Here is a 25,734-nt window from a genome sequence, read left to right as displayed (position 1 = left end):
CATCAGAGTTAATAAACATCTAAATTGTATTAAAAATCAATCCTATAAAATGAATATCAAATTTTTTAACGTTGCACTGGGCATAGCCCTTACCGCAGCCACCCTAAGTGCGAGCGCACAAAAAACATACACGCAGGGGGTTATCTCGCTAACCACCGATATGCGCGGCCAGCCGGTTGAAGCAAAAGGCTATTTTACTGCTGATTCGCTTGCATTGGCGTTCACACAAGGCCCTGCATCAATCAAAATATTAAAAAACACCAAAAACACATATGTGGCTATTTTGGTCGACGTTCCTGTAGCTTCAATTAAGAAAGCCGCTATTGCAAGCCCCGCTGAAATTGAAGAAATGCAGTCGCAGGACCCAAAATTCACTTTTGCGCCAACAACTGAAACCAAACAGATCTCTGGGTTCAATTGCAAAAAAGTTATAGCTACCGATGCCAAAGGAGCTAAATTCGATGTTTGGATCACTAACGACGTAACCCTCCCTGCAGGTGCAATAGCTTCATATTATGCAAACGTAGGTGGTACACCAATTCAATATACTTCATTTAGCCAGGGTCAGTCGGCCAACGTAACTGTTACAGGAATTGCAGAAGGCAAGGCACCTGCCAACACATTTACCATTACATCCGACTTTGAAAAGATCACCCTTGATGATTTGAAAGCTTTAGGTGGCGGTTGATCAACTGTTAACGCCAACAAAATAATAAGAAAGCTTGCCAATCGGCAGGCTTTTCTTGTGAAAAAACAAATTTATAATTTAAAACTTCTCATCTATCCCCAATCCGAACAAAGCAAAATCATACTTAACGGGATCAATTAGGTCAAACTCCCTTAACCTTTGGGTTAGCTCAATCGCAGTTTGCCAATCGGTTTGTTTACGGGTGATGAGGTTAAGCTTGCGGGCTACACGGTCGACATGCAAATCACACGGAACTATTAATTCCGACGGCTTGATATGATTCCAGATCCCAAAATCAACACCGCAATTATCCTTGCGCACCATCCAGCGCAAAAACATATTCAACCGCTTACAGGTTGATTTTTGCGATGGTGACGAAATGTGTTTTTTGGTACGATTCGGAAAATCAGGTAATGAAAAGAAATAGCTTCTGAAATAATTCAAATATTTCTCGATAGCCTCTTCATCATTTAACTTTTGCTCCCCCTTCAGGGGGCTGGGGGGCTTGGGCAAAAACGCCGATTCCAGCGATTCATTATTTTCATAATGATACCGAAAGAAGGATATAAAGTACAAAGTATCTATATCGTTAAACGTGCGGTGCTTAAAGTGGAGCAGCTTTTTAAGGTCGACTTCCTGATGATTGATAATGAAATCATAAGGAGCGCCATCCATCAGGGTAATGAGTTCCTTACACTTGTTGATTATAGTTACCCTTTGCCCCCAGGCAAGCACAGCCGCCCATAACCCCATGATCTCGATATCCTGCCGCCTGGTAAACATGTGCGGTATGGAAACAGGATCATTCTTTATAAAATCGGGTTGATTGTATTGAAGTACTTTCGAGTCGAGAAAAGCTTGAAGCTCCCCAGCCCCCTGAAGGGAAAGTTTTTGAAGATCAAATTCTAACATAGCGAATTATTCATCCCCCCTTTAGGGGGCTTAGGGGGCACACTTATATCCAGGGCTGATGTTCCCTGGAAGCTGTTTCCCATTTATCGAGCTTATCATTTACAAAATAGAGCCAGTAGCTTTCGAGTTTTTTATCGCCATTCCATTCACTGTATTGCACTACTTGTACCATTGTGTTGGTTTCGGGGTAGTTTTTTGTGGCGACAATATTATCCGGCTTCTTTTTCAATTGTGCCTGTACTTCCTCCTTACTCATCCCTAATTTTATGGAAGTCAGGTTTACGCTTTTAGACCTGTCTACAGCAAGATTATATGCCGAGCAAGACGTAAACGTAATAATTGCTAATAATACAAATACTGATAATTTGATGTTCTTGATCATGTGTTTTGTGTTTTGGTTGTATTTACATAGATGCCGCTTAAGCGAATAGGTTTAATACAACAAAACATTTTCACCATAACGTTACACAGAGCCCAAAGCCTGCTTCAAATCGTCCAGCAAATCCTCAACATCCTCAACCCCTACGCTTAACCGCAGCAGGTTATCAACCACGCCAACTTTCTCACGCTCTTCCTTCGGGATAGACCCATGCGTCATGCTTACCGGGTGATTGATCAACGATTCTACACCACCCAGTGATTCAGCCAGCGCAAATACTTTAAAGGAAGATGCTACGCGATAGGTTTCCTGCAAATCAGCGCCTTTTAATACTATTGAGATCATCCCGCCGAAATCGCGCATTTGTTTTTTGGCAACTTCGTGATTTGGGTGATCGGTAAAGCCCGGCCAGTAGATCTTCTCCACCTTGGGATGTGTTTTTAAAAACTCAGCTATAATTCTACCATTTTCGCAATGCGCCTTCATGCGCAGGTGCAGGGTTTTAATACCGCGCAGCACTAAAAAACTATCCATAGGGCCCGGTGTTGCACCGCAGGCGTTATAGATAAACCAAAGCCTTTTATATAGTTCCTCATCGTTCAGCATTAACGCGCCCATAACCACATCACTATGGCCACCAATATATTTGGTTACCGAATGCATTACAATATCAGCACCCAGATCTATCGGGTTTTGCAGGTAAGGCGATGCAAAGGTATTATCAACAGTAAGCAGGATATTTTTCTCCTTGCTGATCTTGGCAATCGCAGCGATGTCAACAATTTGCATGGTAGGATTAGTCGGCGTCTCTATCCAGATCAGCTTTGTATTTTCATTGGCATACTCCCTGATGATCTCCGGGTTGGAAAGGTTCAGGAAATGGAACTTAATACCGTAGTTGGAAAAGATCTTGGTGAACATGCGGTATGAACCGCCGTAAAGATCATTGCCGGTGATAACCTCATCGCCAGGCTTAAGCAGTTTCATTACCGCGTCCGTAGCGCCCATCCCACTTGAAAAAGCAAGACCGAATTGCGCGTTTTCCAATGCAGCCAGGCAGTTTTCCAATGCCTTGCGGGTTGGGTTGGTCCCACGTGAGTACTCAAAACCCTTATTGTCCCCCGGCGATTTCTGCCAGTAGGTTGATGTCTGGTATATCGGTGTCATCACTGCACCGGTTGATGGATCAGGCTCTTGTCCTGCGTGAATGGCCTTAGTCGCGAATTTCATGTGTGATTCATAGTTAATGGTTCATAGATCATGGTAGGAAAGATGCAGTGATTTATCAACTTTCAATATTGATCATGCCTGCAAATTCTCTCAAACTTTGTCATTGCGAGGAACGAAGCAACCTCGTCGCTATGCACCAGCGCTATGCATAGTTCGTGATATATAAGGACGAGGTTGCCGCGCTCGTTCCTCGCTCGCAATGACAAAGTTTAAATTAATACGCCCTTGCAAATACTACCCTCTGCGTTGATGGCTTGCCTGTCAAAATACATTTCCCTTCTTCCTGCTTGTTATCCAAAGGAATGCATCGGATAGTAGCCTTTGTCTCATCCTTTATCCTTTGCTCGGTTTCCGGTGTACCATCCCAATGTGCGAGTAAAAACCCAGGCTGCTCGTCAAGCATGCGTTTAAATTCATCATAGGTGTCAACTTCGGTTGTATTCTCTGCACGGAAGCTGAATGCCTTTTGATAGATATTCTTTTGGATTTCTTCCAGCAGGGCTTCGATATGGGTACCTAATCCTTCCTGGTTAACTGTTTCCTTTGTTTTGGTATCGCGGCGGGCAAGCTCAACGGTTCCGTTTTGCATATCGCGGCTACCGATTGCCACACGCAATGGAACACCCTTTAATTCATATTCAGCAAACTTTGCTCCCGGGCGATGCGTATCGCGGTTGTCAAATTTCACAGAAATACCTTTGGCCTTTAATTCTTTAGTCAGTTCTTTTACAAAGACCGAAATATTATCGAGTTCCTCCTGGTGCTTATAAATCGGCACAACAACAACCTGGATAGGCGCCAATTTTGGTGGTAATACCAAACCCGCATCATCTGAATGGGCCATGATCAGCGCACCAATCAAACGGGTTGATACCCCCCAGGATGTGGCCCAAACATAATCAAGTTTATTTTCCTTATTGGTAAACTTCACGTCAAACGCCTTAGCGAAATTCTGGCCTAAAAAGTGTGATGTTCCTGCTTGCAAAGCCTTTCCGTCCTGCATTAAAGCCTCAATGCAATAGGTATCCAGGGCACCTGCAAAGCGTTCATTGGCAGTTTTCTTTCCGCGGTATACCGGTAGTGCCAACCAGTTTTCAACAAAATCAGCGTAAACGTTAAGCATCTGTTCAGTTTCGGCAATTGCCTCGTCAGCAGTTGCATGGGCGGTGTGTCCCTCCTGCCATAAAAACTCCGTAGTACGTAAAAACAAACGGGTACGCATTTCCCAGCGAACCACATTGGCCCATTGGTTAACCAATATCGGCAAATCGCGGTACGACTGGATCCAGCCCCTATAGGTATTCCATATAATAGTTTCAGATGTCGGGCGGAGAATCAGTTCTTCTTCCAGCTTTGCGTCCTCATCAACAACAATATTACCGTTGCCATCATTTTTCAACCTGTAATGGGTAACAACAGCGCATTCCTTGGCAAAACCCTCAACGTGACTTGCTTCCTTTGAAAAAAACGACTTTGGTATCATCATGGGGAAATAAGCATTAACGTGACCGGTTTCCTTAAACATACCGTCAAGCACTGCCTGCATTTTTTCCCAAATCGAATAACCGTAAGGTTTAATGATCATGCAACCTTTAACCGGCGAATATTCGGCCATGTCGGCTTTAATCACCAGGTCGTTATACCATTGCGAATAATCTTCTTCCTTACTTACAACCCCTTTGCTCATATAATTTTTGTAATAGTTTTGAATTTATAAAGAGGTCAAATTTAAACTAAGATTTATAAGATTTATAGGATTAATGGATTTTAATGCAAAAAGCCTTGTTAAATAACAAGGCTGTATTTCTCATAGTCAATAGAACCAACTAATCTCTAATCTCCGGTCTCTAATCAACTAACGTTAGTCTTCATCAACAAATGACCGAAGCATCCAGGTGTTCTTTTCTTTGAACTGCATAAAACGGTTGATCATATCGTTGGTACCGTCGTCACCAGCTTCAGCGGTTATCTCCAGGATCTCACGTTCTAATTTAATTAGAGTGGCTATATCGTCAATAATAGCCTTAACCATTGTGGTATCCTTTAACCCAATGGTATCAATTTCCTTTATTTTCGACTTTTTGATATAGTCGTCGAAAGTACTGTATGGTGGTTTGCCTAAAGTCAGTACCCTTTCAGCAAGTTCGTCGATATTGGTAAGTGCCTCGGTGTAAAGCTCCTCGAATTTTACATGCAGGGTAAAAAAGCTTTTGCCCTTTACATTCCAGTGGCAGCCACGCACCTTTTGGTAATAAATATGGTAATTGGCCAGCAGCTCATTTAAATGATCCACTACCGGTTTTTCCTTCGATTCCTTAAGACTTATTTTGTCTGCTTTCATTGTATTTGTGTTTTTGATAAGTGTGTACAAAAATACGCACCCCTGCTTATTTATCTTCATATTTGCAGCTAATATGACACTATCGCCACATATAAACGAAAATTTTGCAGGCACAATTTGGCGCATGGAAATCGATAATATCACAGACACGCTTTTTGTTGAAATAAGAAATAATGAAGAGAAAAATGTTTGTTTTGGGTCGATAGACCTGGTAAGCGGCAAAGTATATTTCAAGGATTATACTACCCCCGAACGGTGGCTCACCGGGATAGAAGCGGCTTATGATGGGGTTTTGCTTATTCACTATTACCAGTCGGAATCCGGGCCAACGCATAAAGGCTTGCTGGCTATCGATGCATTTACCGGCGCAACCCTATGGAACAACTTCAACTATGCTTTTGATCATTTAACAGCAAACGGGCCAATTGTTTATGACACCCGTTCGCAACCGCGCAAATTGTTTTTGGCTGATATTAAAACCGGAGCAACAACCCGAATCTATGAGCCATATGTTTATAAGGATGCCGAAAATAATATCAGCGTGCCTGAACAACTAAGTGCCGAGAATTTGCCCGCCGATCTGATTACCGTACACCCTTACGGAAATTGGGTGCATTATCTTGATTACAATAATTTTAGAATTGTATCTTTGCACGCGTTAAAAGCGGGCTTGCTGGTGCAAATGCTATATCTGTTTGATGGAACTGATAAAGTTTATGAAGATTTATTAAACTCAGATATACAAAAAATTCAGCCGGAGGCGTTTATATTGCATAAAAACCATTTAATTTACATAAAAAACAAGACCGAACTAAAAGTTTTGTCCCTATAAATTATTGACTCAAAGTTAATTATGAAATTTAAGATTCTTTTGTTAACCCTCTCGTTGTTTACGTTTTCCGCATCATTATTTGCAAATCCATTAATTGATTCGATAGGTGTAAAAAACAACGACGGCAAAAAAATGATACTGTTTAAGGTTAAAGCCGGCGATACTTATTATTCCATCGGCCATCGGTACAACATCAAGGCCGAAGTTTTAATGAAGTTTAACGGAAGTAAAAAGCAAACCCTTTCCATAGGTAAAATAGTAGAAGTTCCTACTGATCAGCCCTTCAAAAAAGGAAAATCAAAATCGAAGGAAAAGGAAGCGATAGCTGACAAACCAGCTAAGGAAACCAAGAAGGAGAAAAAAGCCAGGCTGGCGCGTGAGGAAAAAGAAGCCCTCGCAGAGAAAAAGCATCATAAAAAAGAAGCTACCGAAGAACCTGCCCCCCGTGAGGAGCAACAGGCTGCAACAACCCAGCCACCAGTGCAACCGCCGGTTGCACAGCAACCAGTTGTTCAACAGCCCACACCTACTCCGCCACAGGACACTACGCCACCAACCCAATATAAAGTATCAGCAGGTGAAACGTTATATTCAATAGCGAAGAGGTTTAACACCAATGTAGATAACATTACCAAGCTGAACAATTTAACGTCGACAAACCTTTCTCCGGGTCAGATTTTGTTGGTTAGGCCTGCGACATCAACGCCGCAACAACCAGCCCCGCAACAGGCAGTAATTAACCAGGTGCAACAAGTTGTGGCAAAACGTGATTCAAACTTAGGTACGGCAATTTCAAAAGATAGCAGTGCATTAGCTGAACGCCATTTGAACGCAAATAAATTTGGCATCTACGAAAAGAATGAAAAAGGTGTAGCTACCTGGATAGATGACCCAAGTCTCGATCCGAATAAAAAACTGGTATTACACCGCACGGCTCCTATCGGTACCGTTATAAAAATTACTAACCCAATGACAAATCGTACAACCTTTGCAAAGGTGGTTGGCCGTTTTACAGATAGCGAATCAACTAAGGATTGCATCATCGTGATGACAAAAAATGTTGCCGATTCGTTAGGCGCTTTAGACAAACGCTTCCATGTAAACATCAGCTACGGTAGTCCGAATGAATAAACCATATATAATGGGTATTGCCGGGGGAAGCGGCTCCGGCAAAACTTTTTTTTTGAAGTGTTTTCTCGAGCATTTTTCTGCGGATGAGGTATGCCTTGTATCGCAGGATGACTACTATTTTTCTGTGGCTGATAACATGACCAAGGAGGAAATTGCGCTTTATAACTTCGATCTTCCTTCTACTATTGATCATGACCATTTTGAGGCAGACATTGACAGCCTGCTAAACGGCAAAACGATTCTAAAAAAGGAATACACCTTTAATAATGCCGATGCCATCCCCAAAATGCTGGAGATAAAATCTGCGCCCATCATAATTGTTGAAGGCTTATTCATCCTCCATTTTAAAAAGATCTCCGAAACACTTGACCTGAAGATCTTCATTGAGGCTGATGATGATATAGCCCTGCAACGCCGCCTTAAACGAGACTTACTGGAACGCGGTTATTCGCACGAGGATGTGATGTACAGATGGGCAAACCATGTGCAGCCTGCCTACAAAGAGTTCCTGCTGCCTTATAAGGACGAATGCGATAAGGTAATCGTAAATAACAGTCACAAGGCTGAAGATATTATTTGCGTAACGGAGGAAATTTCGAAGGATTTAAGGGAGCGCTTGTTGTAGCGGTTCATGGATCATAGTTGATGGTTCATAGTCGAAAATGACAGCTACCATGAACTATCAGCTATGAACTAAATAACCATCTCCGGCACTTCGCCCTCAATAATCAACTTTCCGGCAGTAGCTTTTTTAATTTCTTCAACGCTTACACCGGGAGCACGCTCTAAAAGTTTAAATCCTCCTTCAGGTAATACATCAAGCACGGCCAGTTCTGTCACGATTTTCTTAACGCAGTTTACGCCGGTTAAAGGCAACGTACAATTTGGTAGCAGCTTTGATTCGCCTGCTTTGTTCACATGCTGCATGGCAACAATTATATTCTCTGCCGATGCCACCAGATCCATGGCGCCGCCCATTCCCTTAACCATTTTACCAGGAATTTTCCAATTGGCAATGTCGCCGTTTTCTGAAACTTCCATGGCGCCCAGTATCGTTAGGTTCACCTTTTTTGCCCTGATCATCCCAAAGCTCATCGCCGAATCAAACACCGCAGAGCCGGGCAACATGGTAATGGTTTGTTTGCCTGCGTTAATAATATCTGCATCCTCTTCGCCCTCGAACGGAAAAGGGCCCATGCCCAGCAATCCGTTTTCAGATTGTAAAACCACATCTATATTCTCCGGGATGTAATTAGCAACCAGCGTCGGGATCCCGATGCCAAGATTTACGTAATATCCGTCCTTTATTTCCTTAGCAATTCGTTTTGCTATTCCTTCTTTGTCTAACATAACTTCTTCTTTATGTCATTGCGAGCAGGAACGACGAAGCAACCTCGTAGCTATGCATATTCGCTATGCAGAGCTACGAGATTGCCGCGCTATCGCTCACAATGACAAGGTGTCTATTTTTTACGCACTGTACGTTGTTCAATGCGCTTTTCGTAGTTTTTCCCCTGAAAAATCCGGTGTACGTAAATCCCGGGTGTATGAACATGATCCGGGTCAATTTCCCCGGGTTCTACCAGTTCCTCTACTTCCGCGATGGTAATTTTACCGGCCATGGCCATAACTGCATTAAAATTACGGGCAGTGGCACGGTAAACTAAATTCCCCATGGTATCGCCCTTCCAGGCTTTTACTATGGCAAAGTCCGCTTCAAAGGCCATCTCCATTAAATAATCCTTACCGTTGAAGTTTCTTACTTCCTTACCAATAGCGACTTCTGTTCCTATTCCCGCAGGGGTGAAAATTGCCGGCATTCCGTATCCCGCCGCCATGCAGCGGGTGGCAAGCGTACCCTGTGGAATTAGTTCAACTTCAAGTTCGCCGCTTAATAACTGGCGCTCAAATTCTGCGTTTTCCCCCACGTATGATGAGATCATTTTTTTTACCTGGCGTTGCTTTAACATTAGGCCGATGCCAAAATCATCAACACCTGCATTATTGGAGATGCAGGTTAAATCCTTTACTCCCTTTTTCACTAAAGCCGCTATGCAATTTTCTGGCAGCCCGCTCATGCCGAACCCACCCATCATCAAGATCATGCCGTCCTCAATATCCCGGATAGCCTCGTCAGCGCCGCTAACTGTTTTATTCATGTTGTATAATTGGTTGGGGCAAAATTAGTTCTTTTTTGCCCATAGATGATGGACAATTGTATATCGATAAATAAAATTCAAAACAATTACAACGCTGAGGCGTAATTATTTATACATCAACAAGCAAACTTATGGAATTCGACAAAAACAAACACCTGGATAACTGGGACGATAACTCAGGTAAACCCACTGCTAAACCAAACGCCTGGCGTGTTGAAGACGATGAGAACCTGGACGAAAAAAACCTGGAAAGAAATCTTTATGGCAAAAGTGAAAACAACATGAAGCCGGTAAAGGAAGGGCAGCCAATGGGAGGTCAGAGTTTTGGAAAAAACAGCAATACTCCTGCCGGAGATGATAAAAATAATCCTTCACAAAACGCAGGCTATTCCAATGCATATTTCGCCCGTACCGAGCCATTAGAAGAACACACAGAAAGCAATAACTTTAAACCAAAAGAACAGGATGGCGAACCAAACTATGCAAAGGCACAGCCCTATGCAAATTTGAGCGACGCCGAGCCGAAACCTGATCCTGTTGAACGCGGCAATGGTGAAAATGACAAGCCTCACAAAGGAGCTGATGGTTACCAGGAAGGAACCGCCGATAATGAAAACGAGCCGAATATTCCCGGACCAAATGAATTATCCGATCAACAAAAAGTTGGCGAGGATGTTGAAGGCGGAAATGATCATGTAGAATCGTAAATAGTCGGGAAGTCAATAAAAACTGAAATGAACTACATTTAATCTTTCTGTCTTTACTGACTTTCGGACTTTCCCCATCACCAGGAAATTGTCTTATCTATAAACGCGATCAGATCGTTAGCCATAAGCTGCTGTTCTTTAACACTGGGATGTCCGTTTGTGTTTTTGTAAGGGATAAAATGAGTATATATCTTTTTATCATTTAACCCGGCAACAGCCTTTTCAATATACCCGGGCCACGGCGAACCGGCTTTGGTTGCGTCCATACTACCAAGAATACATAGGATTTGGGCCTTGGGATATTTAGCCCTTACACTTTTTACAAAGCTTTGGTAGGCGTTAATAATAAACTCCGGTGTTGGTGGGGTTGTGCCAAACTTTGCCTTAAATTGCTCGTTGTCCGGCATTTTTACCAGCCAGGAATCGTTTTGAAACAGGTTGATAATTACCAGGTCGGGCGTATACTTTGAAAAATCCCATTTGCTGTTCGGATCAGTTGCGTCCAACCGGTCGTACATTTCCGACATTACCAAAGGAAACCAACTAATAGTTATGCCAATCCCGCTTTTTGAAGTGCTATAAAATTCGGCATTATAGTGCCTCGCCGTTAATGCCGCATAGCTCAGATAACCATTCTCGAACGGACTAGTGCCCCTATCCTGCCCTGTAGTATCTTCATCGGCATATCCACAGGTGATAGAATCTCCAAAATATTCGATTTTATGTTTACCAACTGTAGGCGCCGACAAAAATTTCCCGCCTTTATCCAGCTTAAACTGGTAAAACCAGGTTTTGCCCATAGCCCATTCGGTACGCTTAAATATTTCAAGTGTGTGTTTGCCTGCGGACAACCCAGATGCAAGCACATACTCTTTTTTTGCAGCTTCCGGGTGAAAAACACTTAGGATCTTGCCGTCAACTATGATATTATAGTTATTGTCGCTTCGTTCGTCCTTTAGCGTTGCACTTACGCTTGTACCTGTAAAGTTTATTCTTATAGAATTTGCAGACCAGGAAAGCTGAGCAGCGGTATCCAAAATGGCAATCCGGCCGGAATACCGAATATGTGGATCATTGAACTTTACAATTTTTTGTCCAACACAGTTGAGGCTAACTAAGATAGCAACTAAACAAATCCAAAATTTGGTCTTCATATCTATAAAATCCTTAAAATCCCTTAACGGCGACGCCCTCTTGAACGCCTTGATAAAACAAACAACAACTGAAAAATCCCGGTCTTATTTCAAATATACATAAGTGATCCCATCCCCGCCGCGATCTAAATGCTCGTCCTCCATCCTGTCAACCTGCTCATATTTTTTTAAATATTGACGAATCATCTTGCGAAGGATGCCATCCCCCTTACCGTGGATGATCTTTAAATTACCAAAACCCATCATCACCGCACGGTCAAACAATCTTTCAATATTACCCAGGGCGTCCTCGGTACGCATTCCGCGCACATCAATTTCGGGGCTGAAGCTCGATATATCGCTGGTTTGTGTGCTGAAGCTCTTCCTTATCTCTTTCGGAACCGCTGACCTTGAAACCTTCATCACGCGCTTCCGCTTCGCCACGGTACGCAGATCACCAATGGCAATTACTACATTATCCTTTATCAGCTCAATAACCTGCCCTGTGGTCTCGCTGTCTGTGAGCTTTACCCAATCACCGGGCTTTAATTCTTCGTCTTCTATTGATGAAGATTTCGGAGTAGCTGGCTTAACCGTATTCTTTTGCAACTCCGCGTTTAAGTTCTCACGAAGTGTTTTTGTTTTCTCCTTATCAGCATTGCTGCTTTTAATTTCAGAGATGGTATTTTCGACCAGCTTGTTGGCGTTCAGAATAATGTTCTTCGCCTGGTCCTTCGCATCCCTTATCAGCGCCTTCTTATTTTCCTCTAAATAGCTTTTAAGTGTTTCATTTTCGGCAAGCAGAGCATTTACCTGTCGCTGTTGTTTATCCAGCTTTAGTTTGGTATCGAAGATCTCCTTCTTCTCGCGCTCCAGGTCGACTAGTAAAGTATCTACCTTTTTTTGTCCCGCGCTCACCTTATTTTTTGCCAGGTTGAGCACATTTTGCGGCAAACCAATTTTTTGCGCTATTTCAAAAGCATAAGAACTTCCCGGCTTTCCGACTTCAAGCATATAAAGCGGCTTCATTTCCACGTTATTGAATAGCATAGATGCATTTTCAATCCCCTCAGTATGGCTGGCAAAGATCTTAAGGTTCGAATAATGGGTGGTTACCATGCCCTTTACCTTTTTATGATTTAACGATTCCAACACCGCCTCGGCAATAGGCCCGCCAAATTGCGGATCGGTTCCGGTACCAAATTCATCTATCAGGATCAGGGTTTTACCGTTGGCCTGCTCCACAAAATTTTTCATTTTTGACAGATGAGCGCTGTAGGTACTTAAATCGCTTTCAATAGATTGGTCATCCCCAATATCAACAAACAGCTGTTTAAACACGCCTGCAACACTTCCCTCAGCCGCAGAGATCAACAAACCAGCTTGTACCATCATCTGTAATAAACCCACAGTTTTCATGCAAACAGATTTACCACCAGCGTTTGGCCCCGATACTACAATAATCCGTGTTCCCTCATCAATTTGCACATTTAATGGCACCACCGTCTTACCTTCCTTCTTGAAGTTTAACAGCAATAATGGATGACGGGCATTTGTCAGTTTAAGCCGGGCGTCATTAACCACTTCGGGCATGTTGCCCTCAATGTCTATCGCAAAAAGCGCTTTGGCTCTAACAAAATCAAGCTTGGTCAACAAACCATGATAGGAAAGTAAAAGTGGAACGTAAGGCCTCAGTTCATCAGTTAAGCCTGTTAATATTTTTACGATCTCGCGCCTGCGTTCAAACTCAAGGTCGCGGATCTTATTATTCAGGGTAAAAACCTCTTCCGGCTCCATGTAAACGGTTTGACCGGACGCTGATTCATCGTGAATGAACCCTTTCAGCTTGCGTTTGTTTTCTGCAAGCAATGGAATGCACAACCGCCCATCGCGAACAGTTAGTGATCCGTCTGCCGTCCACCCATTGCCAGTTGCACTTTTGAATATAACGTCGATCTTTTTACGGGCCTCCTGTTCAGCTTTTGCGATACCTGAAGTTATTTCCTGTAAGTCCCTTGAGGCATTGGGTCTGATCTTTCCTTTTTGGTCGATAACAAGGTCGATCTTCTTAAGGATAGCTTTTTCTATGGGCAGGTGTTCAAACAAAGCTTCCAGGTTGGGGTACTGTCCTTCCCTTTCGTTAAAATAACCGATCACAGCGAATACCGTAGTCAAAGACGCCTGTACCTGGTAAAATTCTTCCTCGCTTAAAAACGCGCCCTCAATTTTCGCCTTGTTGGCAAGCGACTTAATGTCGAAAAAATGATGAATGGGTAACGGAGCGTCATTCTCCATTATATTTTTAAACTCGCTGGTTTGGTAAAGAAATTTACGGATCTGGTCGTAATTATTCATTACCTGGATCTTGTCCACCATTTGCCTGCCCATCTCGCTAAGGCAGTGCGTTTTTATCAGTTCCTTTACCTCGGTAAAACCGAGTTTGTCAACACTATTACTGGGGTAAAGCATTCTTTTTCGTTTGTTTCCTCCTTATGGAATCGGCTACATGCTGCAGGCTATTCAGCGAATCAGCCTTCTTCTTCAGGTTTATTAATATCTGATCGTACATCTTTTGCAATTCAACCGGCTGGGTTGAATAATATTTAAGGCTCTTCCTGAATTCTGCGGAATCGGTATGAAATCTTTTAAATACTGCCTCGTATCTCACAGTGCCGTATTTAATCAGGCTATCCTGCATCTGGTTGTTACCATAGCTTCGTCCGTCAACAAGGTGAACCTCTGTTAACAGGCTGACCATTTGGTCGTGATTTATAACTCCATTAGGCCCTTTAGTTCCCTTACATGAAAATAAAAAAAGCGTTGCTGAAAAAAACAAGGTGATATATTTACGCATTCTGTAATTTAGCGGCGAATAATTAAGCAAATTTACGGATTAATGAGCATAGCAGAGAACATCAAAAGCTTAAAAAAAGAAACTGAACTTATAAATGTTATCTTAATAGCAGTATCAAAAACCAAACCGGTTAATGAAGTGCTGGAGGCCTACCAAACAGGACAACGCTTATTTGGCGAAAATATGGTGCAGGAACTTGTAGAAAAGTACGAACAGTTACCAAAGGACATCGAATGGCACCTGATCGGGCACCTGCAAAGCAATAAAGTTAAATATATCGCACCGTTCATCAGCATGATCCAGTCTGTTGATAGCCTGAAACTTTTACAGGAAATAAATAAGCATGCCGAAAAGAATAACAGAGTTATCGACTGCCTGCTGCAGGTTTATATTGCCGATGAGGAAACGAAATTTGGACTGGGTTTTGACGAGGTAATTGAATTACTGAGATCGGAAGAGTTTACTTCCTTAAAACACATCAGGATAAGGGGCTTGATGGGTATCGCCACCAATACCGACAGCGAAAAACAAATTAAAGAGGAATATTACGAGCTAAAAACATTCTTCGACGGTATAAAACAAAGCTTTTTTAGAAAGGACGATAAATTCGATACGCTATCAATGGGCATGTCGTCCGACTATAAATTAGCCATAGAGCAGGGCAGCAATATGGTACGGCTGGGCAGTACTATTTTTGGCCAACGAGTGATAAAACACTGGAAAAACAATTAGGATTTCGGAAGTCGGATTTTCGATTTCGGAATTTTTGAATAACAATTTGCCTGGTTGAAGTTACAGGATCATGATAATCCTTAAATCCTCTTAATCATGGTTCAAAAAATAACTAATGACACAATGACTAACATACGAATAGCAAAAAAAGAAGATTGTCCCCGTTTAATGGAATTGGTACACGAACTGGCTCTTTTTGAAAAGGCGCCTGAAGAGGTTACCGTTACCTTGCAGGAATTTGAAGATGCTGGTTTCGGTGAAAAACCTGTATGGAAGGCATTTGTGGCCGAAAACAACGGTCACATTGTTGGGTTCGCCGTTTATTATATCCGATACTCAACATGGAAGGGATCGAGGTTGTATTTGGAGGACCTGATAGTAACTGAAGAAATGCGCGGAAAAGGAATAGGAAAATTGTTATTCGACAAGTTAATAATTGAAGCCAATGAACTTGGATTTAGCGGAATGGTATGGCAGGTGCTTGATTGGAACGAACCCGCTATCAACTTTTATAAGAACAAATATGGAGCCGCTGTTGAAGCCGGTTGGCTTAATGCATCGTTATCAAAGGAACAGCTTTTAAATATCAATTTATGAAATTACAGCCGGGAGTATTTTGTTTAGTTGCTATCGCGATAAGCGGGTGTATGTGGGGTAAACCAGGTACAACCAAAAGCGCTATTAATACGGATACACTGGCTTTTAAATATACGGTATTTAAGCAACGCGCTGCCGATTGCGGTGAAAAAGCCGACACCGCCTGTACTGTTGTGAAATTTAAATATCCGGACTTTACCGGGCAAAAAAAATTGAATGACACGATAGTACAAAAGCTTGTCAACCTGTTTCAATTGAGTGAGAAGCCCGACACGAGTTTAAAGGAATTATCGAAAAACTTTATGGCGAATTATTTAAGCGCCATAAAGGAAAACAGCGCCGAGATGTTTTACTCGCTCGATTGCTACACAAAAATAATACGGCAGGATTCCAGTTTAACAACACTGGAAATCGGTGGTTATTCATATATGGGTGGTGCTCACCCATCGTCGTTTACCGGCTTTATTAACTGGAATACCAAGGCCGATAAAATTATAACACTGGATGATTTAATTGCTCCTGTCAACAAAGCAAAACTTGCTAGCATAGCGGAACACATATTTCGTGCAAGCGAAAAGTTAGCAGACACCGCCTCACTTGCCAACAACTATTTTTTCAAGGACAATAAGTTCGCGTTAAATGATAATTTTTCGATAACCCCGACCGGATTAAGGTTCCTTTATAATCAGTATGAAATAAAACCTTATGCGGCCGGCACTACAGAACTAATTATACCTTACGCAAAAATCAAATCGCTATTGCTACCCAATACGATTCTTACTCAATATATAAAATAATGCTTGTTTTTAAATTCGGAGGGGCATCTGTAAAGGATGCCGAAGGCATAATAAACCTCGCCAGCGTGGTTGAAAAATATAACGCGAACCAATTGCTAATTGTGGTTTCGGCAATGGGCAAAACTACCAACGCGCTCGAAAAGCTTACCAAAGCATATGTTGACCGGGATGAAGAAGTACACACCATTTTCGATGACATAAAAAAATATCATTACGATATAATTGAAGAACTCTTCGACAAGAACGACCAGGTGTTTGACGATGTTGCCAATACATTTGTAGAGATAGATTGGGTAATTGAGGAAGAACCGCACGATGATTATGATTTTATTTATGATCAGATCGTGTCAATCGGCGAGCTTGTTTCCACGCGGATAGTTAATGCCTACTTAAATAAAGCAGGTTTAAAAAGTCAGTGGCTGGATGTACGCGGATACATCCACACAGATAACACCTATCGGGAAGGCGTTGTACAATGGGATAAGACCAGGACAGCCATCAGCACCGAAATTCCGGCCTTGTTAAACAAGGGCATTGTTGTAACGCAGGGCTTTTTAGGTGGAACGTCTGAAAACTTCACCACAACGTTAGGTCGTGAGGGATCTGATTATACCGCGTCTATATTTGCGTCATGCCTGGGTGCCGAATCTGTTACCACATGGAAGGATGTGCCCGGCGTGTTGAACGCCGACCCCAAATTTTTTACAGATACCATAAAATTTGATGAGCTTTCGTATTCCGAAGCCATCGAGATGACTTATTACGGCGCTACAGTTATCCACCCAAAAACAATAAAACCGCTTCAAAACGCCAAAATACCACTGCTGGTAAAACCGTTCACAAAACCTGACGAACCCGGCACTGTAATAAAGGAAAACGGCAAAAATGTATTTCTAAAACCGGTGATCATCATCAAACAAAACCAGGTTTTGCTTTCCCTTTCTGCTAAGGATTATTCTTTTATTTCTGAGAATCACCTGAGCGGTATTTTTGGCATGTTTGCCGCCAGCCATGCCAAAGTAAACATGATGCAAACATCGGCGCTGAGTTTTACTGTATGTATCGATTTCTCTGAAGACCGTTTTAGAAGGCTTTTGAAACAACTGAACGAAGAGTTCAATGTTAAATATAACGAGGGTTTAACACTGATAACGGTAAGGCATTACTCAACCGAATCGTTAAACGAGTTAAAGGCCGGTAAAATCATATTAATGGAGCAACTGAGCCGGAATACCATACAAATGGTTGTTAAGTAACATTCCTGTTCAAAAACTGTAAAAAAATGTTAAACCCGCTATTGCAGCGTTATATTTAATCATCAATGGGCTATATTAGCCCTTGCATCCGGCTTAATCTAAATTCATGAGATTTATAAAGACAATTTTAACGTTATCAATATTTTCAATTTTATTTTATTCAAACGCATCTGCACAGGATGGAACTGTTTTGAATAAAATAATGACAAAAACGGCCAAGATTTACCAGGACATGCCGATAGAGCGGGTTTATTTGCATTTTGATAAGCCTTACTATGCCCTTGGTGATACGATTTGGTTTAAAGCATATTTAACATTAGATCAGCACCAACCATCGCAGATCAGTAAGATAATATACGTTGATTTACTAACTGCTAAGGATTCATTGGTCGAGTCGCTGAAGATCCCCGTGAAAAATAGTGTTGCATGGGCCGATATTCCAATCTCTCAATACACGTATAAAAAAGGGAATTACAGGATTGTGGCCTATACCAATTGGATGAACAATTTCGGGCCTGAATATTTTTTCAATAAGAATATAACAATTGGCGACGCCATAAACAATTCGGTATCTACCCTGGTCTCATTAAAAAGATCGGTTTTTCCTAAATACACAAAAATTTCTGCAGGGATTTCCTATAAAGACGACGAAGGAAAACCTTATAGCGAGAAGAAAGTAACCTGGACAATTGAAAAGGATTACGACGAAATAGCAAAGGGAAAAGGCGTAACAGACAAAAATGGCTATATCGATATCGGTTTTGCGAACGTCAAAAACATTGGACTGGATTCAACTGCCTTGATTACAGTTATTGACCGGGGCGACAGGAAGCAGGGAACCAGTAAATTTTCGCTAAAATCGGTCTCGAAGCCAAATGACATGCAGTTTTTCCCTGAAGGCGGACAGCTTATCGGCGGGATCCCCACGAAGGTGGCCTTCAAGGCTTTAAAGCCGGACGGATTAGGTATTGATGTTAAGGGTACCATAACTGACAATACTAATAAAGTGGTAGCCGAGTTTTCATCTGCCCACCTGGGGATGGGTTATTTTTTACTGACACCTGAAGATGGCAAAACATACACTGCGCACGTATCGTTTGCGGATGGCACCGAGGCGACACCCGATCTTCCTAAAATATTAGCAGATGCAACAACCATCAACATAGATAACACCGATCCGGAATCGTTAAAGATAAAGTTATTGTCGGACGCTGCGTTTGTAAAAGAGAATGCCGGAAAAACCTTTTTCATACTTGCAAAATCAAGCGGGGTAATATGTTTTGCGGCGCAAACAAAATTACAAAACCAGGTTTACACGGCAACAGTCCCAAAAAGCAAATTCCCTACCGGGATTGTGCAGGTAACGCTTTTTTCTGATGATGGCGAACCATTAAGTGAGCGAATTGCCTTTATTATGCATAACGACCAGCTGAATCTTTCCGTTGCCAGCGATCACCCATCCTATACAACCAGGCAAAAGGTCAAATTGAGTATAGCAGCAAAAAACGGCGACAAAACTGCTGAAGGAAACTTCTCAGTTGCTGTGATCGATGATTCGAAGGTTCCGGTTGATGAAAACTCTGAAACCACCATATTATCATACCTTTTACTAACAGCGGATATTGGCGGTTATGTCGAAAAACCTAATTACTACTTTAATCACCCTGATGAAAAAAAGCTTGCTGACCTCGACATTTTGCTACAAACACAGGGTTACAGGCGTTTTTCGTACGATGGCATAATGACAGAAAAATACCCGTCGATAAGCTTTCTGCCTGAGCAAGGTATCACGCTTACCGGAACTTTAAGGGCGTTTAACGGAATGGCCATAGGCAACGGCAACGTTAGCTTGAAAATAAAGGACAAAAATTATTCTGCAAATGCAGTTACAGATGCCGACGGGCGCTTCAGATTTCCAAATCTTGTATTTTCCGACTCAACCCAGGTTTTCTTAAGCGCCAGGAACAATACGCGCGCAAGCGATTTGGTGTTAACCGCTGATGGAGATCCATACCAGAAAATAAACTCAAACCCTACCACGCCCGACGCTGTCATGAATATCGATAGTACCCTTAGTTCTTATTTAAAAAACAGCAAAGTTCAATTTAACAACTCGCACGTGCTAAAGGAAGTGGTGATAAAGGATACCAGGATCGTAAAAACGGTTAGTCACAAGGATTATAGCAGTTTATCCAGCTTAAGCAGTGAGCCTGATCATTTAATTAAGGCAGAAATGTTACAGGGTTGTGGTAACGTACTAAATTGTATAAAGGTTTTTGCGACAGGCATGATCTATGAGAATAATAACTTTTATGTAATGCGGGATTATAACTCGGGGAATAAAACGCCGGTACAGGTTTTTGTTAAGGGCATGCCGGTGGACAACAATTACCTGGAGAATATAAGCGCTGCCGAGATTGAATCGGTAGAAATATTTTTAAAGGATGAATTAGGTTTGGTGAATAGTGCATACAACAGCAACGGCGCAATTGTTGTTAATATGAAAAAAGCCCCTGAGGGCCAAAAAATAACTTTGGCACAACTTAGAGATCTGATTCCACCTAAAAATGAATTAACGATAAGCCCGAAGGGATATGTGATCAAAAGATCGTTTTACCTGCCACGATATTCGGGCCCCAGAGCCAGCCAGCCAAACCAAATTGATACCCGAAGTACCATTTATTGGAACTCCAATATTGTTACCGATGCAACAGGCACTGCCTCCTTTGAATTTTTCAACTCAGATGGCACCGGAACATACAGGGCAATAGTTGAAGGGATAGATAAGGATGGCAATATCGGCAGGCAATTGTTTAGGTATACTGTGAAGTAGTAGTTGATTTGGTGAGTGGTTTATTGGGGTGATTTAGTTTTCATTCCCGGTTAACCTAATCAACTCAATCAACATAATCTAACTAAATCAACCCAAAAATGAGTAAACTAACCCCGTTCCATGTAGCTGTTCCTGTTTATGACCTGGAGGAATCGAGGCGATTTTACCGGGAGGTTTTGGGCTGTAGCGAAGGCCGGACCTCGGATCACTGGGCCGACTTTAATCTTTACGGACACCAGTTTGTGATTCATTTAAAACCCCGGCCATCCGAAAAAGCCGATCACCATTTTAATCCTGTTGACGGGCACGAAGTACCTGTTCCGCACTATGGTGTGGTTTTAGAGTGGGATGAATGGCATAAGCTTGAAGAAAGACTCAGGACCCATCATATAGAATTTGTTATAGAGCCTTACATCCGCTTTAAGGGCTTACCTGGTGAACAGGCTACTATGTTTTTCCTGGATCCATCCGGAAACGCACTCGAATTTAAATCATTTAAAGATTTTGGTCAGCTATTTGCCGTATAGGCAACCAGTTACTGTTTATTAAAGTATTGCTAGTAACAATACTTTATGAGTAAATTTGGTTATGGATGTAAAAGAAGTTGAGCGCCTGATAAAGATCAGTAAGGAACATCCCCTGATGCCGGAAACATATATCCCCTGGCAAACGGAACCCACACCTGAAGATATCTTTTTACCGGAAGCCTTAACGTCCTTAGAAGGCCTTGAAATTTACCACACCCTCACTCCTGCTCAAAAATTAGATCTCGGTCGGCATGAATTGGTACAGGTAATAGCTTCATACGCCTGGGGCGAATGCCTGTTTTGTCTTTTTATGACGAGGCATATCCTGACCCTGCCGTTGCAGGATGTGGAACACCGTTTTTTATTACGGGAATTGATAGAAGAATTCAGGCACCAGGAAATGTTCGGGCAAGCTATTGCAAAAATTGGCGGTGAACCTATCCGGCAATCAGGGATGCATAAATTTTTCGGCGAATTCAGCAATAAGTATTTACCTGCCGATTACCTGTTTATGGGCAGTGTATCTGTTGAACTGGTGACGGATGTTTATGGCAACCATGCCCGGCGCGCGCCAAACATATACCCTGTGCTAAAAAAGATGTTCGACTTACATAATATTGAGGAAGGCCGGCATATACTTTTTACAAAAAGCCTTTTAAAGGAATACGCCGCAAAGGCGGGTTACATTAAACGAACATTATATAGCTATGTAATATTGTTCAATATCCTTTTTGTACGTACAATGTATGTTAAGAGGGAGATCTATGAACGGATCGGGCTTGAAAACCCCAACGAGGTTTATAAACTCGCGTCCCGAAACTTTAAAAAGAAATTTAGCGAAACTTGCTTAAAGGACATTACAAGCTTTGTAAATAGCTGGAAGGGTTTTAATAACTCAACCCGTTGGGCGTGGCGATGGATCCTGGGCGCTAAAGTGTAATGGCAGGTTCAGATTTTTCGACATTCGCCTTAAGATCAACAAGCCTTTTTTTGACCTCCTTTTGCAACTTTATTTTTATGACTGTACTTATCAGGCTAAAAGGAAAACGAAATTCATACGCGTATAAAAAAATTACTTCGGTTTGATGCTCACCAGTTTCCTTAAAGGTCCATGATCCTAAAAACGACTTGAACATATAAGGACCGTCAATCATTTTTATAGCCGTAACCTTTGGCCGGTTAAAGCTGACATATTCAGTAACCATCCCTATACCATTTTTCGCGACGCACAGCGTCTTAACACCCGCTCCGGCCTCCTTCGCTCCATATAGCAGATCTGCCTTTCGTAGAAACGTATCCCATGTTAAGCGAATATTATAATCCTGGGTAAAGTCGAAAACAACTTCAGGCTTGCGGTCAATGATAATTGATTCGGTGAATTTCGTTGTTTTCATTTTGGGATATTTTATGTTGTCCATTCAAATTTCCACATCTGAAAAGCTATTTAAAAAGGGAGCTTACATAATAATATAAGCGTACGCTTGAATAGATGAAGTTACTTTTTCTTTTTTAACTCATCTAACCTAGCCACATCGTGCCAATCTTTTTCCCTATGAGTTAAAACTTTCATGCTTCTTAAAAAATCATAGTTAACAACATTCAAGATCAAGTCATTCCCTATATCATGTTTAATCATTTCTTTTTCAGCTTCATCAAAATCAATATTCGGATGAACAAACGTCAGGCAGTCTATTGAGTTAGGCATTTCACCTATGGAACATTTAAAAAAAGTAGTAAAATCCTGCTCTTTATATTCCGATATTTCTTCGTCGGTATAACCCAAATCAAGCAGTACCAGGTAAAATTGGTCTCTATTTTTGTTAGTTGGAGCAAGCCAAATATCCATATCATGGGTATTACGACTAACACCATGAAAATTAACCGCTATACCGCCGATAAGCATATATCTAACATGCCAACGCTGCATAGCGGTTAAAAAAGCGATAAAAAACTCGTCTGCAATATCAAACTGCATCGTGTGAATGATATATTTTAAAAATCCTTCCCTTCGGGTATTTATCTTTATGGAAATTAGTCATATTTCGAAGCTTAAAATAATACCGTAATCTTTCGCTATAAGATAATCCAGCGAAAAACCTCCTTTGCTCATCTTCATCTTCTTCCCACGTAGTATTTATTTTAATTCGCTTCATTGTTCTATTAACTATATCACTTCGTTAATGCTCATTTCCCTGATCTCTTTTATTTCACCAGGTCTTCCATTCTTAAACGCCTTTCTTGGTGTTAAGCCAAGCAGCTCAAACATCGCCATATCTGTATCAAATGACGGATTGGGTGTAGTCAGCAACTTTTCCCCGGCAAAAATAGAGTTAGCACCAGCCATAAAGCAAAAAGCTTGTTCAACCAAACTCATTTCGGTGCGGCCGGCTGAAAGGCGCACTACTGTTTTAGGCATAATGATCCTTGTTGTAGCAATCATTCTTACCATATCCCAAACCGATACGCGCGGCTGATCGGCCAGTGGCGTTCCCTTCACCGGTACTAGTGCATTAATAGGAACCGACTCGGGATGCTTAGGCAAATTTGACAATGTTTTAAGCATCGAGATCCTATCCGCTACAGTTTCACCAAGTCCTATTATGCCGCCACTGCAAACAGTGATCTTGGCTTTACGCACATGTTCAAGCGTTTTTAAACGATCGTCATAAGTGCGGGTGGTTATAATGCGCTTGTAATCATCTTCAGAGGTATCCAAATTGTGATTATAAGCATACAGACCTGCATCTGCTAAACGTTGAGCCTGCGATTCGGTAAGCATACCCAGGGTACAGCAAACTTCCATGTCGAGCTCATTTACTGCCTTGACCATATCTATTACCTTATCAAAATCCTTGTTATCCCGGACTTCACGCCATGCCGCTCCCATACATAACCTTGATGCGCCGCCGTCTTTAGCTTTTTGAGCAACAGCAACAACTTCATCTTTAGGCATTATGGCGTGTACATCAACACCGGTATTGTACCGGGCGGCCTGCGGGCAATATGCACAGTCTTCCGGGCATCCTCCCGTTTTAATTGAGATCAATGAGCTGATCTGTACTTCTGAATAATCCTTATTTTCACGGTGCACGGTAGCTGCCTCGTAAACAAGATCAAGTAATGGTCTGTGGTATATTTCAGCAATCTCTTCTTTGGTCCAGTTATATCTTACTTCGGTCATTATGTTCGCTGTTTTTAGATGTATTCGTAAATCTATTTATTATAAAATTCTTAATTATTTAAAAGTGATGCAATAATAGTTTTGTGGCAAACCACAGCGGCAGTAAAAATCCTGCACAATCTGTAAATGTAGTAATAATGATAGATGATGCCACCGCCGGATCTATCCCTACCCTTTTTAACACCAGTGGAATTGATGCACCGGTTAAGCCCGCAACCACTAGGTTCCCTGTCATCGCCAAAAATAGCACCAGCCCAAGCATCGGGTTGGCGTCATAAAATAATGCGATAAAAAAAACGATAAGGCCGTTGGCAGCTCCATTTATAAGGCCGACTAAAAACTCCTTTAAAACGGTATTATAAGCCTGTTTATCGCTCAAATCGCTAAGGGAGATACGCCTTACAGTAACCGCAAGCGCCTGGGTGGCCGAATTGCCGCCCATGCCTGCTATAATGGTCATATAAGCCGCTATGGAAGGCAGCTGCTTAACGGTATCGTCAAAATGACGGATAACGGATGCAGCCAGGTATGCCGTAGCAAGGTTAATCACCAGCCATGGCAAACGGCTTTTAACAGCGTCCTTCCAGTTACCGCTAAGTTCCTCATCTTCAGACACACCGGAGATCTTTAATAAGTCTTCGGTGTTTTCCTGCTCCATAACGTCGATGATGTCGTCGACCGTTACGCGGCCCAGCAACTTCATATTATCATCAACAACCGGGATAGTGGTCAAATTATATTGTGAGATCAGGCCGGCAACGTCTTCCTGATCAAGTTCCGCCTTTACATATACGAAATCCGTATTCACTAAATCGCGGACATGAGCTTCCGGGCGGGCTTTTAGAATCGACTTTACAGATAAAATTCCTTGCAGGATATCGTTATCATCAACCACGTAAATGGTATAGAACTCCTCCATCTCCTCCGACTGGCGAATGATCTCATCCAGCGCATCCTTTTTATCAAGGTTGATATTTACCTTAATAATTTCAGAGTTCATGATCCCGCCCGCAGTATCTTCATCATACTTTAACAGGGCGCGGATACTGTCAGCATCTTCCTGGTCCAGGTCTTCCAGTATTTCCTGCTGTTCGTCTTCATCCAGCTGTGAAATAATGTCTGTAGCATCGTCATAATCCAGCTCTTCGATGATCTCCGAGCGTTTTTCAGGATGAAGGCCGATAAGCAGCTCACCGGCATCCTGCTCCTCGTGCATTTCAGCAATTACCTCTGAAGCGACGTCTGTTGGCAGGATATTAATGATCCTTTCCTTGGCTTCCTGGGGCAGCCGCTCAAACATCATAGCAATCTCTGAAGCGTGATATTCTTTTAGAACACGCTCTAATTCAGCATCATCCGCCTCAAGCGCGGCTTCAATGCGAAGCAGGTCAGATTTATCTATTTCAAATGATTGCATATGCGACTAAAATACATATTTATGCCGC

At 42.1% G+C, this 25,734-nt stretch carries 26 protein-coding genes; 12 read left to right on the top strand and 14 right to left on the bottom strand.

What is annotated here, in order from left to right:
- Positions 1–49 precede the first annotated feature (49 nt).
- Positions 50–688 carry a DUF4412 domain-containing protein gene (locus KXD93_RS23340; protein WP_258139794.1) on the top strand — a complete coding sequence of 213 codons (639 nt, stop codon included), beginning with the start codon at positions 50–52 and terminating at the stop codon, positions 686–688.
- A gap of 78 nt (positions 689–766) precedes the next feature.
- Here KXD93_RS23340 and KXD93_RS23335 read toward each other — a convergent pair whose 3' ends face one another.
- From KXD93_RS23335 to KXD93_RS23315, 5 genes are all read right to left on the bottom strand, one after another.
- Positions 767–1,600 carry a TIGR02757 family protein gene (locus KXD93_RS23335; RefSeq protein WP_258139793.1) on the bottom strand — a complete coding sequence of 278 codons (834 nt, stop codon included), beginning with the start codon at positions 1,598–1,600 and terminating at the stop codon, positions 767–769.
- A gap of 43 nt (positions 1,601–1,643) precedes the next feature.
- A complete protein-coding gene (locus KXD93_RS23330) occupies positions 1,644–1,982 on the bottom strand; it encodes a hypothetical protein (protein ID WP_258139792.1) in 339 nt (112 codons plus the stop codon).
- 81 nt (positions 1,983–2,063) lie between these two features.
- Positions 2,064–3,209, bottom strand: a complete 1,146-nt coding sequence (locus KXD93_RS23325; protein ID WP_258139791.1) for a cystathionine gamma-synthase — start codon at positions 3,207–3,209, stop codon at positions 2,064–2,066.
- Between the two features lie 214 nt (positions 3,210–3,423).
- Entirely contained in the window at positions 3,424–4,896 is a 1,473-nt protein-coding gene (proS, locus tag KXD93_RS23320) for a proline--tRNA ligase (protein ID WP_258139790.1), read from the bottom strand.
- A gap of 174 nt (positions 4,897–5,070) precedes the next feature.
- Entirely contained in the window at positions 5,071–5,550 is a 480-nt protein-coding gene (locus KXD93_RS23315) for a Dps family protein (protein WP_258139789.1), read from the bottom strand.
- 124 nt (positions 5,551–5,674) lie between these two features.
- Between KXD93_RS23315 and KXD93_RS23310 the strand changes: the two genes are divergently transcribed.
- The 3 genes from KXD93_RS23310 to KXD93_RS23300 are packed head-to-tail and all read left to right on the top strand — an operon-like array spanning position 5,675 to position 8,138.
- Positions 5,675–6,382 carry a DUF4905 domain-containing protein gene (locus KXD93_RS23310; RefSeq protein WP_258139788.1) on the top strand — a complete coding sequence of 236 codons (708 nt, stop codon included), beginning with the start codon at positions 5,675–5,677 and terminating at the stop codon, positions 6,380–6,382.
- 21 nt (positions 6,383–6,403) lie between these two features.
- Positions 6,404–7,513 carry a LysM peptidoglycan-binding domain-containing protein gene (locus KXD93_RS23305; RefSeq protein ID WP_258139787.1) on the top strand — a complete coding sequence of 370 codons (1,110 nt, stop codon included), beginning with the start codon at positions 6,404–6,406 and terminating at the stop codon, positions 7,511–7,513.
- A complete protein-coding gene (locus KXD93_RS23300; protein WP_258139786.1) occupies positions 7,506–8,138 on the top strand; it encodes a uridine kinase family protein in 633 nt (210 codons plus the stop codon). The genes KXD93_RS23305 and KXD93_RS23300 overlap by 8 nt, the downstream gene beginning before the upstream one ends.
- Positions 8,139–8,206: 68 nt before the next feature.
- Here KXD93_RS23300 and KXD93_RS23295 read toward each other — a convergent pair whose 3' ends face one another.
- Both KXD93_RS23295 and KXD93_RS23290 read right to left on the bottom strand, forming a co-directional pair.
- On the bottom strand, positions 8,207–8,863 hold the full coding sequence (locus tag KXD93_RS23295) for a 3-oxoacid CoA-transferase subunit B (protein ID WP_258139785.1): 657 nt from the start codon (positions 8,861–8,863) through the stop codon (positions 8,207–8,209).
- A gap of 113 nt (positions 8,864–8,976) precedes the next feature.
- Positions 8,977–9,672: a CoA transferase subunit A gene (locus KXD93_RS23290; protein WP_258139784.1), complete on the bottom strand. Its 696-nt coding sequence runs from the start codon at positions 9,670–9,672 to the stop codon at positions 8,977–8,979.
- Positions 9,673–9,803: 131 nt separating this feature from the next.
- On the opposite strand from KXD93_RS23290, the gene KXD93_RS23285 reads away from it, so the two are divergent.
- Positions 9,804–10,379: a hypothetical protein gene (locus KXD93_RS23285; protein WP_258139783.1), complete on the top strand. Its 576-nt coding sequence runs from the start codon at positions 9,804–9,806 to the stop codon at positions 10,377–10,379.
- A gap of 77 nt (positions 10,380–10,456) precedes the next feature.
- Here the strand turns inward: KXD93_RS23285 and KXD93_RS23280 are convergent, their stop codons facing one another.
- From KXD93_RS23280 to KXD93_RS23270, 3 genes are all read right to left on the bottom strand, one after another.
- On the bottom strand, positions 10,457–11,533 hold the full coding sequence (locus KXD93_RS23280; RefSeq protein WP_258139782.1) for an SGNH/GDSL hydrolase family protein: 1,077 nt from the start codon (positions 11,531–11,533) through the stop codon (positions 10,457–10,459).
- Between the two features lie 84 nt (positions 11,534–11,617).
- Complete coding sequence (locus KXD93_RS23275; RefSeq protein WP_258139781.1) at positions 11,618–13,981, bottom strand: endonuclease MutS2; 2,364 nt, start codon at positions 13,979–13,981, stop codon at positions 11,618–11,620.
- Positions 13,965–14,366 carry a DUF4296 domain-containing protein gene (locus tag KXD93_RS23270; protein ID WP_258139780.1) on the bottom strand — a complete coding sequence of 134 codons (402 nt, stop codon included), beginning with the start codon at positions 14,364–14,366 and terminating at the stop codon, positions 13,965–13,967. The genes KXD93_RS23275 and KXD93_RS23270 overlap by 17 nt, the downstream gene beginning before the upstream one ends.
- Before the next feature lie 42 nt (positions 14,367–14,408).
- On the opposite strand from KXD93_RS23270, the gene KXD93_RS23265 reads away from it, so the two are divergent.
- From KXD93_RS23265 to KXD93_RS23235, 7 genes are all read left to right on the top strand, one after another.
- On the top strand, positions 14,409–15,098 hold the full coding sequence (locus KXD93_RS23265; protein ID WP_258139779.1) for a YggS family pyridoxal phosphate-dependent enzyme: 690 nt from the start codon (positions 14,409–14,411) through the stop codon (positions 15,096–15,098).
- A 123-nt stretch (positions 15,099–15,221) separates the two neighbouring features.
- On the top strand, positions 15,222–15,695 hold the full coding sequence (locus KXD93_RS23260; protein ID WP_258139778.1) for a GNAT family N-acetyltransferase: 474 nt from the start codon (positions 15,222–15,224) through the stop codon (positions 15,693–15,695).
- The gene (locus KXD93_RS23255; RefSeq protein WP_258139777.1) at positions 15,692–16,492 is read left to right on the top strand and encodes a DUF3298 and DUF4163 domain-containing protein; all 801 of its coding nucleotides are present in this window, start codon (positions 15,692–15,694) and stop codon (positions 16,490–16,492) included. Before KXD93_RS23260 ends, KXD93_RS23255 begins: the two co-directional genes overlap by 4 nt.
- Entirely contained in the window at positions 16,492–17,748 is a 1,257-nt protein-coding gene (locus KXD93_RS23250) for an aspartate kinase (RefSeq protein ID WP_258139776.1), read from the top strand. Before KXD93_RS23255 ends, KXD93_RS23250 begins: the two co-directional genes overlap by 1 nt.
- A gap of 106 nt (positions 17,749–17,854) precedes the next feature.
- Positions 17,855–20,581 carry a carboxypeptidase-like regulatory domain-containing protein gene (locus tag KXD93_RS23245; RefSeq protein ID WP_258139775.1) on the top strand — a complete coding sequence of 909 codons (2,727 nt, stop codon included), beginning with the start codon at positions 17,855–17,857 and terminating at the stop codon, positions 20,579–20,581.
- A 98-nt stretch (positions 20,582–20,679) separates the two neighbouring features.
- A complete protein-coding gene (locus KXD93_RS23240; protein WP_258139774.1) occupies positions 20,680–21,108 on the top strand; it encodes a VOC family protein in 429 nt (142 codons plus the stop codon).
- A gap of 61 nt (positions 21,109–21,169) precedes the next feature.
- Entirely contained in the window at positions 21,170–22,048 is an 879-nt protein-coding gene (locus KXD93_RS23235) for a diiron oxygenase (RefSeq protein ID WP_258139773.1), read from the top strand.
- Here the strand turns inward: KXD93_RS23235 and KXD93_RS23230 are convergent.
- The 4 genes from KXD93_RS23230 to mgtE form a co-directional block, all read right to left on the bottom strand.
- Positions 22,038–22,502 (bottom strand): type II toxin-antitoxin system RatA family toxin, encoded by a 465-nt coding sequence (locus KXD93_RS23230; RefSeq protein ID WP_258139772.1) that lies wholly within the window; start codon positions 22,500–22,502, stop codon positions 22,038–22,040. The genes KXD93_RS23235 and KXD93_RS23230 overlap by 11 nt on opposite strands.
- Positions 22,503–22,603: 101 nt before the next feature.
- Entirely contained in the window at positions 22,604–23,083 is a 480-nt protein-coding gene (locus KXD93_RS23225) for a hypothetical protein (protein WP_258139771.1), read from the bottom strand.
- A gap of 189 nt (positions 23,084–23,272) precedes the next feature.
- Positions 23,273–24,289 (bottom strand): biotin synthase BioB, encoded by a 1,017-nt coding sequence (gene bioB / locus KXD93_RS23220; RefSeq protein ID WP_258139770.1) that lies wholly within the window; start codon positions 24,287–24,289, stop codon positions 23,273–23,275.
- 58 nt (positions 24,290–24,347) lie between these two features.
- On the bottom strand, positions 24,348–25,706 hold the full coding sequence (gene mgtE / locus KXD93_RS23215; RefSeq protein ID WP_258139769.1) for a magnesium transporter: 1,359 nt from the start codon (positions 25,704–25,706) through the stop codon (positions 24,348–24,350).
- Positions 25,707–25,734: the final 28 nt, after the last annotated feature.

It is taken from the genome of Mucilaginibacter phenanthrenivorans (assembly GCF_024721155.1).
Taxonomy (GTDB): Bacteria; Bacteroidota; Bacteroidia; order Sphingobacteriales; family Sphingobacteriaceae; genus Mucilaginibacter; species Mucilaginibacter phenanthrenivorans.
Note: the sequence above shows the minus strand (reverse complement) of the source record. Positions and strands in the feature narration are given on the sequence as shown.